A 13052-nucleotide genomic window follows, 5' to 3' on the forward strand; every position below is an offset into this window, starting at 1 on the left:
GGTATCCGGTCGTGGTCGGCGGCCGTCCCGGCGCTCGATACCCTTGACCTCATGAAGTCCCAGCAGACCACCCAGACCATGAAGCCCGCGACGGCGGCCAAGAAGCTGGGCGTGTACCTCCAGGCCACGCCCGCCGCATTCCAGGAGGGCACCGTCTCGCGCGCGGAGCTGAACGCGCTGCAGGCCGAGCCGCCGCAGTGGCTGGCGGACCTGCGCCGCAACGGCCCGCACCCGCGTCCGGTGGTGGCGGCCAAGCTCGGCGTCTCCATCGCGGGCCTGGCCCGGGGCGGCGTCACCGAGCCGCTGACCACCGAGCAGATCGACGCGCTGAAGCAGGAGCAGCCCGAGTGGCTGGTGCGCGAGCGCGCCACCCAGGCCGAGGTGCGCAAGGAAACCGTGCGCATCAAGGAGAAGCAGGCGGCGGAGCGAGCGAAGAAGGAAGCCGGGGACGCGCGGTCCTGAGCCCCGGTCGCGTCGCCGGGCTCCCCGTCCGGCGGCGCGACCGCTGCGCTCAGGCCGACCGCTGCCAGCGGATGCGGGTGGCGCACACCGCGACCACCAGCGCCGAGGCGGCGACGGCCGACATCCCCCAGACCAGTCCGGCGGCGCCCGCCAGGAAGCCGATGAACGGCGGTCCGGCGAGCAGCCCGGTGGTGCCCATGGCGGCGACGAGCGTGAGGGCGTCGGAGCCCTGCCGGGCCGCGGCGACGTAGACGCACGGGGTGACCGCGGCGACGCCCAGACCGACGCAGGCGAAACCGAGCAGCGCCGGGAGGACACCGCCGCTCAGCAGGGCGAGGGCGAGTCCGGTGCCCGCGACGGTGGCGCCGACGCGGACGACCCGGCCGTCGCCGAAGCGGCTGCGCCAGCCGTCGGCGAAGAGCCGCGCCACCACCATCATTCCGGAGACGACGGCGATGCCCAGCGGGGCGATCTCCGCGGAGGCGTGCGTCACGTCGGTCATGTAGAGCGCGGACCAGTCGTTCATGGCGCCCTCGGTGATGGTGCCGAACACCATCGCGCAGCACATCCACAGCACCATCGCCGTCGGCAGCCGCCGGACGCCCCGTGCCCGCTCCGCCTTCGGCGTCTCCTCCGGCTTCGCGTCCTCCCGCAGCAGCCGCGGCGCCGCGAACGCGACCAGGGCGAGCAGCAGGACGGCGGCGACGGTGAAGTGCGCGGCCACGGACGGGGTGAGCGCGTGGGTGGCGGAGGCCAGCAGCGCCGCGCAGAGGGAGCCGCCGCTGAAGACGGCGTGCAGCCGGGCCATGGCGGTGCGCTCGTGCGCGGCCTCCAGCGCGGCGCCCTGGGCGTTCATCGCGACGTTCAGACAGCCCACCAGGACGCCGTCCACGCACATCACCGCCAGGGCCGCCGGGTAGTTCGGCGCGGCGGCCAGGGCGAGCAGCGCCGCCGCCAGGCCGAGGGCGGCCAGCGGCGCCAGGCGGTGGGAGCCCAGGCGCCGCATCAACGCCGCGACCAGCGGGAACGACACCGCGGCGCCCACCCCGGCGGCCATCAGCAGCAGCCCGACCTCGGCGGTGTTCAGCCCGAGGTCGTGCTTGAGCTGCGGCAGCCGCGCGGTCCAGGTGGCGTACTGGAAGCCGAGGCAGCAGAAGAGCGCGGCGATGGCGCACAGGGCGCGGCGGAACGGGTCGTCGAGTCGGAACACGCGATCAGCTCACTTCGTGGGGCGCGGCGGGGCGGTGGCGTGCGGGGCGCCGCACTCCGGGGTGGCCGGGGCGCGGGGGCAGGGGGCGGACCATGCGGACGGCGTCCGGCCCGTAGTCGGGGCCGGGGGCGGTTGCCCGGTGGTCGACGGCGAAGCCGCGGGCCGACCAGAAGGGGTGGCTGCCGCCGACGGCGATCAGGGAGATCTGTGTGTGGCCGCGGGCGGTGGCGGCGGCCGTGAGGCGGTGCAGCAGCAGCTGGGCCACGCCGCGGCGGCGGTGCGGCGGGGCGATGACCAGGTCGTGGAGGTGGAGGTTGCGGGAGGCGAAGGGGCGTTGTTCGGCGCGGGTGAGGTGCGGGTGGGTGTGGGGCGGGTAGGGCAGGGCCAGCAGATAGCCGGCGAGCCGGTCGCCGTGCTCGGCGACGAAGCAGGTCGCCGGGGAGGCGTCGGCCCGGGACCGGAGCGCGGCGCGGTCCTCGGAGAGGCCGAGCGGGGTGTAGGTCGCCGCCTCCAGGGCGGTCAGGGCGTCCCAGTCACCGTCGGCTAGATGCCGTATCCGCAGGTCAGGAACCATCTGCCGGAGACCTTTCGGGTGCGGCGGCGCCGTCGGTGACGCAGCTGTACGGGAGCGGGGCGAAGCCGTTGAACTCGCGGGTCATGTAGCTGAGCGCGTAGGCGCCGCTGGAGAGGATCCAGACGGGGTCGCCGGAGGCGGCGTCCGCGGGGACGGGCACGAGGTGGTCGGGCGAGAAGGCGTCGTCGCTGTCGCAGGTGGGCCCGGCGACGACCGCGGGCACGGTGCGGCTGCCCGGTCGGGTGGGGAAGACCAGGCGGTACTGGACGGCGTCCATCTCGTAGAGGCCGTTGAACTTGCCGCAGCTGAGGTAGAGCCAGTGGCGGGGTGTGCCGTCGGGGCCGCGGCGGGTGGTGAGGCGGCTGACGTGGGCGCGGATGGCGCCGTGGTCGGCGACGAGGTGGCGGCCCGGTTCGATACGGAAGTCCAGCGGGTGGCCCGCCTCGTCGGCCAGCCGCCGCATGCCCTCGCGGAGGACCGCGAAGATCTTGTCGAGCGGGGGGTCGAGGTCGCGGCCGTGCCGGTCGCGGTAGCCGAGGGCGGGCAGTCCGCCGCCGAGGTTGAGGTGGTCGAGGGTGATGCCGCGCTCGCGCAGGGCGGCGAGGACGGCGCCGAGGCGGTCGAGCGCGGTACGCCAGGCGTCGGCGGTCATCTGCTGCGAGCCGACGTGGACGGAGAGCCCGGCGGGGGTCGCTCCGGCGTCCCGGGCGGTCTCCAGGACACGCACGGCGTCCTCGGCGGAGCAGCCGTTCTTGCCGGTCAGGCCCCACAGGGCGCCGTCGCCGTCGGTGGCCAGGCGGCAGAAGACGCGGGCGCCGGGCGCGTGCGCGGCGAGGGCGGCGACGTCCTCGGTGCTGTCGGTGGCGAAGTCGGTGACGCCCAGCCGGTGGGCGTGGGCGATGTCCCGGTCGGATTTGACGGTGTTGCCGTAGTGGATGCGGGCGGGCGGCACCCCGGCGGCGAGGGCCTGGCCGATCTCGCGGGGTCCGGCCGCGTCGACGCCCGCGCCGCGCCGGGCGAGGTGGGCCAGGACCTCGTCGGCGGGGCACGCCTTCATGGCGAACCGGAGGTGGACGCCGGGGAGTTCGCGCAGCAGCGCGTCGTGGCTCTCCGCGATGCCGGTGAGGTCGAGGAGGAGGCGGTCGTCGTCGGCGGCGGCGAGGGCGGTGCGCAGCCGGGGGCCGGGGCCGGTCATCGGCGTCCTCGGTCCGGGCGGCCGGCGGCGGGCGGCAGGCCGGTGGCCGCGCTCGCCGCGACGAGGCTCCGCCAGACCTCGGTGAGCAGGGCGAAGTCCTCCATGTCGCGGCGGGCTTCGTCGAGCAGGCGGGCGCGGTGGGTGGCGAGGTGGTCGGCGAAGTCCGCGTACCGGCCACCGAGGCCGCGGTAGGAGCGGTCGAGGACGGTGAGCCGCCGCAGGTTCTCCGCCGGGTCGAGGTGGGCGCTCTCCCGGATGAAGAGGGCGATGTCGGCGGCGCGTACCCGGTCGTCCGCGTCGAGGAGGGCGGGCCCGGCGTGCGCCATCCGGTCGTAGACGTGGTGGAGGTACCGCATGGAGAGGAGGAATTTCACGAACCGCATCTGATACGCCTGAAATCCGGCGTCGGTGCGGCGTTCCCCGGTGTAGTAGTTGACGATATGGCGGTTGTGCAGCACGCCGGGGAGGGTGGCGCTGCGGGCGAGATGGAAGAGGAAATAGTCGCTGCCGATGGTGTCGGTGGCCGGGGGCAGCGGGACGTCTTCCTGAATGCGGTGGAATCCGATGTTGCACATGTCGACGTGCATGGGGTCGACAAGGGCCAACGTGGAATGGTCGCCGGTGAAAGGGTCGGTTCCGGCGCCGAGAAAGGAGACGTCCGCCAATTCCCTTTTCTCTTCTGCGGACCAGTTCTCGGGGGCCCACAGTCCGACGATGTCCCGGTAGATCGCGGGGTCGGTGGCGCGTATGTCGCCGATGTCGACGGAGAGTTCGCCGACGAAGGAGGCGCCGGCCATGACGACGGGTTTGCCGGCGTGGTGGGCGTCCAGGGAATTCTCGGTGACAGAGGCGGCCACGTCGCGGGCGGGTCTGCCGAGGGCGAGCAGTTCGTGGTGGATCGGGTAGACCGGTTCGCCGCGGTGGATCTGGTAGCGGCTGTCGGAGTCGCGCCGGTGGACGGAGCGGCAGCCGAGGGCGGCGGCGAGGAGGAAGGCGCGATTGGTGCAGGCACCGTAGGAGAGCCGGTCCGGGAGCATCAGGGCGAGCATCAGCTCGGGTTTGGGCAGCCCGGCGTGGTCGACGGCGCGGCGCAGGAAGGCGCGTTGGGCGGCTTCGTCGAGGTGGTGGACGGTGACGTGCGGCCCGGCGGCGGCGTGTGCGGCGCGGGCGTGGCGGGCGCGGTCCGGGGCGGCGGCGGAGTCGAGGATCAGCAGATCGACCTCGACGCCGAAGTGTTCGGCCGCGTAGGCCGCCTCCTCGCCGAGGGCGGTGAGGGTGGCGGTGCATTCCCGGTTGGTGGGAAGGGTCAGACAGATGCGGTCCATGCCCCGTCTCCGGTCGGCTGTGCGGTGGGATTTCCGTTCCAGGATTCGAGGCCCAGCAGTTTCGCGCCGAGCGGATTGAGCGTGGCCCGGCCGTAACGGAGCGATTCGTGCCGTACGGCGTCGCCGAGCAGCGTCGCATTCCATTCCGGGGTGCGCAGATGGCGCCAGGAAGCGATACGGGAGCGGCGCAGTTCCTCGTGGGATTCGAGGGCGGGCATCATCGAGAGGTACTGCACGGCGCGGACGCCGTCGGCGGAGATGTTGGGGGCGACGCCGTGGGCGAGTGCGCCGTTCCAGATCAGCAGGTCTCCGGCGCGCAATTCCGGGCGGACGACGGGGATTTCGGCGGGGTCGATCCGTGGCCTGATCGGGTCGCGGCCCGGTGGTTGGAGGGCTTTCCAGCGGTCGAAGTCGCGGAAGAGTTCCGGGGCGCACCGGAATCCGCCGGTTGCGGGGTCGGTGTCGTTGAGGGCGATGATTCCCTGGACGCGCTGGGGCAGGACGCCGAGGGAGGTGTCGATGTCCCAGTGGAGCTTGATGTCGAAGCCCCGGTCGGTGGCGGGGATCAGCGCGCGGTCGCGGTTCTTGACGTTGGGCGGGTTGAGGTTGAGGCGGTCCAGCGTCACCCAGAGTTCTTCGCAGTCCCAGACGTCGACGAACGCGTCGTGGACCCGCTGGGCCTGGCGGCTGTCCCAGAGGAGCTGGTGGTGGTATGCCTCGACGAAGCCGTAGATGTGCAGTTCGCGGTCGAGGTCCGAGCGGTAGGGGCGGTCCTCGTACCAGGTGTCGGGCCGGGTGGGGTCGAGGCCCTGGAAGTCCCAGGCGAAGTCGAGGAGCCGGGCCGCGGACGCGGCGGGGATCGCCTCTTCGACGACGACGTAGCCGTAGGTCTGCCAGTGGGTGAAGTCCGCTGCGGACAGCACCCGCAGCGGGCGGGTCTTGGTGAGGTCGCGCAGCGGGGTGCGGGCCAGGTAGGTGTCGGCGTCCTCGCTGAAGTAGGGGACGTCGCTGGCTGCGCGGTACAGGTGGCCGGGGGCCGGCATGTGTGCACTCCAAAGCTCGAAGGGCCGTTTCCCGGGGTCGCCGCACCGGGCCAGGTGGGGCGGGCGGCGGGTGCGGGAGGTCCCGGACGGGCGCGTCGGTGGCGGTGGGGGGCCGCGCGGGGCGCGGCGGCACGGACGGCCGTCGGTCGGGAGGGATACACGCGTGGAAGGAGTCGGTGCGGGGTGGAGACGGATGCGGTGGTCGGTTCCGGAGGGGGCGCCGCCCGTCGCCGGAGGACGGTGGGGTCGCCGAAGGCGGGTCAAGTGCCGGTGCGGGGCGTCGCGCGGCGCTCCGTACCGGGGAGAGGGCGGGCCTCCCGGGCAGCGGCGGCGGTCTGCCGCGCCTCCCGGGGCGAGTCACACACCCACCCCTTGCTTCACTCGCGCCCCACCAAACTGGACTAGACCACGGCAGCATGTCAACACGTGCCCAGTATTCGACGCAACGTCAATGAAGGGCAGGTGAGCGGCAGTTGAGCCCTCGCCCCGAAGGGGCGCCGGGGGCCGCCGGGGCGCGGGAGCAGACGCCGGGCGCACGGGCGGTAGCCACCGGATCCGGCAGCGGGCATCCTTGACAGCGGCAATTGGTACAGGCCAATATCCATTGGCCTGTACCAATGAACACCGTGGCGATGTGTCGGCACTACCCGGAAGGCCGGTCGATGTCCTCCAACATGCACAGCAAGGAACTGCGACGGCTCGCCCTCTCCGTCCTCCAGCCCGGGTTCACCGGCACCGTGGCGCCCCCGTGGATCCTGCGCGCCATCGGCGAGGGACTCTCCTCCGTGGTGCTGTTCACCCGGAACATCACGAGCACGGAGCAGGTGGCGCAGCTCGCGGCGCAACTACGCGCGGAGAATCCCGAGTTGATCATCGCCATCGACGAGGAGGCCGGCGACGTCACCCGCCTGGAGGCGGCGACCGGCGCCACCCGGCCGGGCAACTTCGCGCTCGGCGCCGTCGACGACACCGAGCTGACCGAGGCCGTCGCCCGGGATCTCGGCCGTCAGCTGCACGCCGCCGGGGTGAGCCTGGACTACGCGCCCAGCGTCGACGTCAACTCCAACCCCGACAACCCCATCATCGGCGTCCGCTCGTTCGGCGTGGACGCCAAGGTGGTCTCCCGGCACGCCTCCTCCTGGGTGCGCGGGCTCCAGTCCGCCGGGGTCGCCGCGTGCGCCAAGCACTTCCCCGGCCACGGCGACGTGGCCGTCGACTCCCACCACGGGCTGCCCCGTTACGACGCCTCCGCCGAGGAGATCGCGGCGCAGGCGCTGCCGCCGTTCCGCGCCGCCCTGGACGCGGGCGTCCGGGCGATCATGAGCGCCCATCTCCTGGTCCCCGCCTACGACCCCGAGGTGCCCGCCACGCTCAGCCGCCGCATCCTCGTCGACCTGCTCCGCGGCGAACTGGGCTTCGACGGGCTGATCGTCACCGACGCCATCGAGATGGGCGCGGTCACCGGGCTCTACGGGATCGACGGTGCCGCGGTGCGGGCCGTCGCCGCGGGCGCCGACGCGCTCTGCGTGGGCGGCGAGAACGCCGGGGAGGACACCGCCGAACTGCTGGTCGGCGCGCTGGTCGCGGCAGCCTCGTCGGGCAAGCTGCCGGAGGAGCGGCTGGCCGAGGCGGCCGACCGGGTCGGCGAGTTCGCCCGCTGGTCGGCCGGGCTGCGCCGCTCGGTGCGCGCCGACCCGGTCAGCCGCGACATCGGCTTCGTCGCCGCGCGGCGCGCCCTGCGGATCAGCGGCGCGGGCGACGGCGTGCTGCCGCTGGCCGCACCGGCGCACGTGGTGGAGCTGGTGCCGTCCACCAACCTCGCGATCGGCAACGAGACGCCGTGGGGGGTCGGTGCGCCGCTGCGCGAGCGGCTGCCCGGCACCACCTCCGTACGGATCCCCCGTCAGGAGCTGGCCGGCCGCCCCGGCGTGCTGGAGGAACAGGCGCTGGCCCCGGCCGCCGGGCGGCCGCTGGTCGTGGTGGTGCGCGACGCCGCCCGGCACGGCTGGATGGCCGAGGCGCTCGCCACGCTCGTCGCGGCGCGGCCGGACGCGGTCGTGGTGGAGATGGGGCTGCCCGGGGCGAACGTGCCCGGCGCGGTCCGGCTGTTCACGCACGGGGCGACGGCCGCCTCCGGCGTCGCCGCGGCGGAGGTTCTGGCCGGTCCCCGCTGACCCGCTGACCGGCCGACCCCACCCCGAACCGCGGAACGCGACCTGGCCGGGCGCGGTCCGGCGGGGTGCGGGGTGGCGGTGCGTCCGCCGCCCCGCACCGCACGGCGTGCGCCCTCAGCCGACCGGCGCGTCCGCCGGGCGCGGCGCCCGCGCGCGGGGGACGACGACCGGCGCCCCGTCGCCCGGGGCCCGCAGGATGTCGGCGTCCAGCCCGTAGACCTCCTCGACCAGCGCGGCGTCGACGACCTCGGACGGGGCACCCTGGGCGACGACCCGGCCGTCCTTCATGGCGACGACGGTGTCGGCGTAGCGCGCGGCGGCGGCCAGGTCGTGCAGGACCATCACCACGGTGCGGCCGGCCGCGGCCACCTCGCGGACCAGGGTGAGGACGTCGACGGCGTGGCCGAGGTCGAGGGCGCTGGTGGGTTCGTCGAGCAGGACGACCGGGGTGTGCTGGGCGAGGACCATCGCCAGCCAGCAGCGTTGGCGCTGGCCGCCGGAGAGCCGGTCGAGGCGTTCGGCGGCGAGTTCCGTGGTGCCGGTGGCGTCCAGTGCCTCCCGGACGGCCGCCTCGTCCTCCCGTGACCACTGGCGCAGCAGCCCCTGGTGGGGGTGGCGGCCGTAGCGGACGAGTCCGGCGACGGTGACCGCCTCGGGGGCGCGGGGCGACTGCGGGAGCAGGGCGATGCGGTGGGCGGCGCGGCGGCGGCCGAGGGCCCAGATGTCGGCGCCGTCGGCGCGTACGGTGCCGGAGTCCGGGGTGTGCAGCCGGGCGGCGGCGCGCAACAGCGTGGACTTTCCGCAGCCGTTGGGGCCCACGATCGCGGCGACCTGCCCGGCGGGCACGGCGAGGGAGACGTCCCGGACGACGGGGCGGCCGGGGTAGCCCGCTTGCAGTTCGTGTATCTCCAGGCCGGGGGTGCGGGCCGGCTGATCGGTCATGGTCGGTCCTTTCGGACGGGGCGGTCCGCGCGGAAGAGGACCCAGAGCAGGAAGGGACCGCCGAGGACGCTGGTGACGACGCCGACGGGCAGTTCGACGGGGGCGATGACGCGGCCGAGCGCATCGGCGGCGACGACGAGGGCGGCGCCGGTCAGTGCCGAGCAGACCACCGGGACGCGGGTGGGTCCGGCCATCCGCTGGGCGAGGACGGGCGCGGCGAGGCCGACGAAGGCGATGGGGCCGCCGACGCCGACCGCGACCCCGGCCAGCGCCACCGCGAGCGCCAGGGCGGCGGCCCGCACCCGGCGCAGTTCGACGCCGAGGGCGGCGGCCATGTCGTCGTCGAAGCACAGGAGTTGCAGCCGGTGCCCGGCGGCGAGGGCGAACGGGACGAGGACGGCCAGGGCGATCAGCAACGGCGTGCCGGCGCCCCAGTCGCGTCCGCTGAGGCTGCCGACGGCCCAGAGGAAGACCCCGCCGGCGGTGTTGTCGTTCTCACGGGACATCAGCAGGTCGCTGACGGCGCCGATGGTGGTGGAGACGCCGATGCCGACGACCAGCACGCGGTATCCGGCGGTGCCCGCGCCGCCCGCGCAGAGCACGACGAGGGCCGCGGCGGCGACGGCGCCGACCGGGCCGAGCCACCAGTCGCCGACCATGCCGGTGGCCGATCCGGCCGCGGCGGCGACGACCGCGGCGGTGGCGCCCTCGTTGACGCCGATCAGGTCCGGGGTGGCGAGGCGGTTGCCGGCGAGGGTCTGGGTGAGGCAGCCGGAGATGCCGAGCGCGGCGCCGACCATGAGGCCCACCAGGACGCGCGGCAGCCGGAAGTCCCGGACGACCATGACCGTCCCGGCGTCGCCGGTGCCGGCGAGTCCGCCGAGCGTCTGCGACAGGCTCATCCCCGTCGAACTCGCCGTCACGGACAGCGCGATGAGCGCGGCGAGCAGCGGGACGAGGAGCGCCGCCGCCAGCGCGCCGCGGCGCGGGAAGAGCCAGGAGAAGGTGCCGGTGCGCAGGACGGTGGTGTCCGGCAGCTCGATCCCGGCGCGCGGGGTCCGGGTGGGGTGCGGCGCGCTCATGCGGAGGCTCCGGCGGTGGAGAGGCGGGAGGAGCGGGCGATCCAGACGAGCAGCGGTCCGCCGACGAAGGCGAGCAGCACGCTCACCGGAGTCTCCCAGGGGCGGATGATCACGCGGGCCAGGACGTCGGCGAGCAGCATCACGGCGGCGGCGACCAGCGCGGAGAGGGCGAGTTGGGCGGCCAGGCGGGGTCCGGCGACGGCGCGGGCGGCGTACGGCGCGAGCAGGCCGAGGAAGGCGATCGGTCCGGCGACGGCGACCGCGCAGCCGACGAGGAGGGAGACGGCGGCGGCCACCGCGAGGCGGATGCGGCCCGGGTGGTGACCGAGCGAGCGGGCGCTGTCGTCGCCGAGGCCGAGCGCCGACAGCGGGCGGGCGCAGCCGAACGCGACGAGCAGCCCGGCGGCCGCCGGGGCGGTGAGCGGCAGCAGATCGGCGGTTTCGACCCCGGCCAGCGAGCCGATCGTCCAGTAGCGGTAGGTGTCGAACGTCGACTGGGTGCCGAGCAGAACGTACGAGGTCAGGCCGTGGAAGGTGGCGCCGATGGCGGTGCCGGTGAGGACCAGGCGCAGCGGGGATCCGGCGGTGCGGCCGGACGCGGCGAGCAGCAGGACCACGGCGCTGGCGGCCAGCCCGCCGGCGAGGGCCCAGCCCATCAGGGCGGTGGGCGAGGTGGCGCCGAAGAAGGTGAGGCCGAGGACGACGGCGAAGGCGGCGCCGGAGTTGACGCCGAGCAGTCCGGTTTCGGCCAGCGGGTTGCGGGTCGCGGCCTGGAGGAGGCAGCCGGAGACGCCGAGGCAGACGCCGACGAAGAGGGCGGCGAGGGTCCGCGGCAGCCGTACGTCCAGCACCGCCAGGCGCAGGGGGGCGTCGGCGCGGGCGGCCGGGTCGCCGGTGAGGAAGTGCCAGGCGTCGGCGGCGGAGCTGTGGCCGGTGCCGACGACCAGGGAGAGCACGACCAGGGCCGGCAGGAGGACGGTCAGCGCGAGCACGGCCCGGCGGAGGGGGCGGTGACCCGGCGTGAGGGGGTCGCCGGGGCGGTTCCCGGTGCCGTCCGGCCGCCCCTCTTGCGCAATCAACATGAGGTTAGCCTAACCTAAATTGATCGCTCCGGGATGTCCGCGGAGTGCTCCCCCGCATGCCCGAAAGCGGACGAACTCGGCGCACCCCTACGCCACACACCGCTCGGACACCCGCCCTTTCCGCCACCGACCCACCCCAACGGAGAACCCAGGCCATGGCGCCCACCCCCGCCCTCAGACCCTTCCGCACCACCGCCGCCGTCGCGACGCTCGCCGCCTGCGCGCTCACGCTGACCGCCTGCGGCTCCTCGGACACCACGTCCGGCACCGCGAAGGGCCGCACCACCGAGGTGACCGACGCGACCGGCACCACCGTCTCCGTCCCCGCCCAGCCCGCCCGTGTGGTGACGCTCAGCGAGATGGATCTGGACTCCGCGCTCACCCTCGGCGTCGAACCGGTCGGCCTCACCGCGGGCCGCGGCCAGAAGGGCGCCCCCGCCTACCTCGCCGGCAAGGCCGAGGGGATACCCGTCGTCGGCGCGGTGACCGGCCCGGACATCGAGAAGGTCGTCCAGGCGAAGCCGGACGTCATCCTCGCCGGTCAACTCGCCGACAAACAGGTGCTCAAGCAGCTGCGCACCATCGCCCCGACCGTCGTGACCATCGGCGCCGACAAGAGCTGGCGGAAGTCCCTGGAGCTGACCGGCAAGGCCCTGGGCCGGACCAACCAGGCCGGGAAGTTCCTCGACGACTACGACGGCAAGGCCGCCGCCCTCAAGAAGGACCTCGGCTCCCGCGCCGGCGCCTCCGTCTCGGTGGCCCGCTACTCCGCCAAGGGCACCGCCGTCATGCAGCAGGGCGTCTTCATCGGCGACGTCCTCAACGACCTCGGCTTCAGGCGGCCGGGCATCCAGGCGCAGCCGGGCAAGGGCCACTCCACGCCGCTCAGCGAGGAGAACCTCAAGGAGATCGACGCCGACTGGCTGTTCATCGGCACCCTCGACCCGGGCAGCTCGGAGTCCTCGCTGCTCAAGAAGTTGACCGGGAAGCCCGCCTACCGTCAGCTGAACGCGGTCCGCGACCACCACGCCACCGTCGTCGACGGCTCCAAGTGGACCAGCCTGGGCGGACCGCAGGCCGCCGTCTCCGTCCTCGGCGACATCCGCAAGGCGATGGTGAAGTGAACGCCGCACCCGAACTCGACGGCCGCCTCGCCCTCGTGACGGGCGCCGGGCGGGGCATCGGCGCCGCCGTCACCGCCGCCCTCGCCGCCCGCGGCGCCCGCGTCGTCGCCACCGACCTGACGTCCGGCGACCTCCCCGAGGCGGCCCGGCCGTACGCGGAGCGGATCACCACCCGCACGCTGGACGTCACCGACGCCACCGCCGTGGACGCGCTCGTCGCGGAGGCCGAGGAGGCCGAAGGCCCGCTCGACATCGCCGTCAACGTCGCGGGCGTGCTGCGCACCGCGCCGGTCACCGAGCTGTCCGACGCGGACTGGGCGGCGACGTTCGCCGTCAACACCGACGGCGTCCTGCACGTCTCGCGGGCCGCCGCCCGCCGGATGACCGCCCGCGGCCGCGGCAGCATCGTCACCGTCGCCTCCAACGCGGCGGGCATCCCGCGCGCCGGGATGGCCGCATACGCCGCGTCCAAGGCGGCCGCGGTGATGTTCGCCAAGTGCCTGGGCCTGGAGGTCGCCGCACACGGCGTGCGCTGCAACACCGTCTCCCCCGGCTCGACCCTCACCGACATGCAGCGCGCCATGTGGACCGCGTCCGGCCAGGACGAGGAGACCGCCGCCCGGCACATCATCGAGGGCGACCTCGCCGCCCACCGCACCGGCATCCCCCTCGGCCGGATCGCCGACCCGTCCGACATCGCCGAGGCCGTCGCCTTCCTGGTGTCCGACCGCGCCCGCCACATCACGCTGCACGACCTGTACGTCGACGGCGGCGCCACGCTCCGCGCCTGACCGGCCGGGCCGGGGCCGCCGCCCCGGCCCGCGCCCGCGCACCGCTTC

The 13052-nt window shown here is 74.5% G+C and carries 12 protein-coding genes; 4 read left to right on the forward strand and 8 right to left on the reverse strand.

Features of this window, described 5'->3' with window-relative positions; genetic code table 11:
* Window positions 1-51 precede the first annotated feature (51 nt).
* Complete coding sequence (locus tag ACF1BH_RS12455; protein WP_391642417.1) at window positions 52-462, forward strand: DUF5997 family protein; 411 nt, start codon at window positions 52-54, stop codon at window positions 460-462.
* Between the two features lie 49 nt (window positions 463-511).
* On the opposite strand, the gene ACF1BH_RS12460 is transcribed toward ACF1BH_RS12455, so the two are convergent.
* The 5 genes from ACF1BH_RS12460 to ACF1BH_RS12480 are packed head-to-tail and all read right to left on the reverse strand — an operon-like array spanning window position 512 to window position 5809.
* Window positions 512-1672 (reverse strand): MFS transporter, encoded by a 1161-nt coding sequence (locus ACF1BH_RS12460; protein WP_391642418.1) that lies wholly within the window; start codon window positions 1670-1672, stop codon window positions 512-514.
* Between the two features lie 4 nt (window positions 1673-1676).
* Window positions 1677-2246: a GNAT family N-acetyltransferase gene (locus ACF1BH_RS12465; RefSeq protein WP_391642419.1), complete on the reverse strand. Its 570-nt coding sequence runs from the start codon at window positions 2244-2246 to the stop codon at window positions 1677-1679.
* On the reverse strand, window positions 2236-3441 hold the full coding sequence (locus tag ACF1BH_RS12470; protein ID WP_391642420.1) for a type III PLP-dependent enzyme: 1206 nt from the start codon (window positions 3439-3441) through the stop codon (window positions 2236-2238). Before ACF1BH_RS12470 ends, ACF1BH_RS12465 begins: the two co-directional genes overlap by 11 nt.
* On the reverse strand, window positions 3438-4766 hold the full coding sequence (locus ACF1BH_RS12475; protein ID WP_391642421.1) for a DUF6271 family protein: 1329 nt from the start codon (window positions 4764-4766) through the stop codon (window positions 3438-3440). Before ACF1BH_RS12475 ends, ACF1BH_RS12470 begins: the two co-directional genes overlap by 4 nt.
* Window positions 4748-5809 carry a phytanoyl-CoA dioxygenase family protein gene (locus ACF1BH_RS12480; protein WP_391642422.1) on the reverse strand — a complete coding sequence of 354 codons (1062 nt, stop codon included), beginning with the start codon at window positions 5807-5809 and terminating at the stop codon, window positions 4748-4750. The genes ACF1BH_RS12475 and ACF1BH_RS12480 overlap by 19 nt, the downstream gene beginning before the upstream one ends.
* A 662-nt stretch (window positions 5810-6471) precedes the next feature.
* On the opposite strand from ACF1BH_RS12480, the gene ACF1BH_RS12485 reads away from it, so the two are divergent.
* Entirely contained in the window at window positions 6472-7983 is a 1512-nt protein-coding gene (locus ACF1BH_RS12485) for a glycoside hydrolase family 3 protein (protein ID WP_391642423.1), read from the forward strand.
* A 114-nt stretch (window positions 7984-8097) separates the two neighbouring features.
* On the opposite strand, the gene ACF1BH_RS12490 is transcribed toward ACF1BH_RS12485, so the two are convergent.
* Genes ACF1BH_RS12490 through ACF1BH_RS12500 form a run of 3 tightly spaced genes read right to left on the reverse strand, consistent with a single transcriptional unit; the run spans window position 8098 to window position 11089 of the window.
* Entirely contained in the window at window positions 8098-8925 is an 828-nt protein-coding gene (locus ACF1BH_RS12490) for an ABC transporter ATP-binding protein (protein WP_391642424.1), read from the reverse strand.
* Window positions 8922-10007 carry a FecCD family ABC transporter permease gene (locus ACF1BH_RS12495; protein ID WP_391642425.1) on the reverse strand — a complete coding sequence of 362 codons (1086 nt, stop codon included), beginning with the start codon at window positions 10005-10007 and terminating at the stop codon, window positions 8922-8924. The genes ACF1BH_RS12490 and ACF1BH_RS12495 overlap by 4 nt, the downstream gene beginning before the upstream one ends.
* Window positions 10004-11089 carry a FecCD family ABC transporter permease gene (locus ACF1BH_RS12500; RefSeq protein WP_391642426.1) on the reverse strand — a complete coding sequence of 362 codons (1086 nt, stop codon included), beginning with the start codon at window positions 11087-11089 and terminating at the stop codon, window positions 10004-10006. Before ACF1BH_RS12500 ends, ACF1BH_RS12495 begins: the two co-directional genes overlap by 4 nt.
* A 155-nt stretch (window positions 11090-11244) precedes the next feature.
* On the opposite strand from ACF1BH_RS12500, the gene ACF1BH_RS12505 reads away from it, so the two are divergent.
* Together ACF1BH_RS12505 and ACF1BH_RS12510 are read left to right on the forward strand one after the other, a co-directional pair.
* Window positions 11245-12213, forward strand: a complete 969-nt coding sequence (locus ACF1BH_RS12505) for an ABC transporter substrate-binding protein (RefSeq protein ID WP_391642427.1) — start codon at window positions 11245-11247, stop codon at window positions 12211-12213.
* Entirely contained in the window at window positions 12210-13004 is a 795-nt protein-coding gene (locus ACF1BH_RS12510; RefSeq protein WP_391642428.1) for a 2,3-dihydro-2,3-dihydroxybenzoate dehydrogenase, read from the forward strand. Before ACF1BH_RS12505 ends, ACF1BH_RS12510 begins: the two co-directional genes overlap by 4 nt.
* Window positions 13005-13052 lie beyond the last annotated feature (48 nt).

Source organism: Streptomyces sp. NPDC014733 (assembly GCF_043083385.1).
GTDB lineage: Bacteria > Actinomycetota > Actinomycetes > Streptomycetales > Streptomycetaceae > Streptomyces.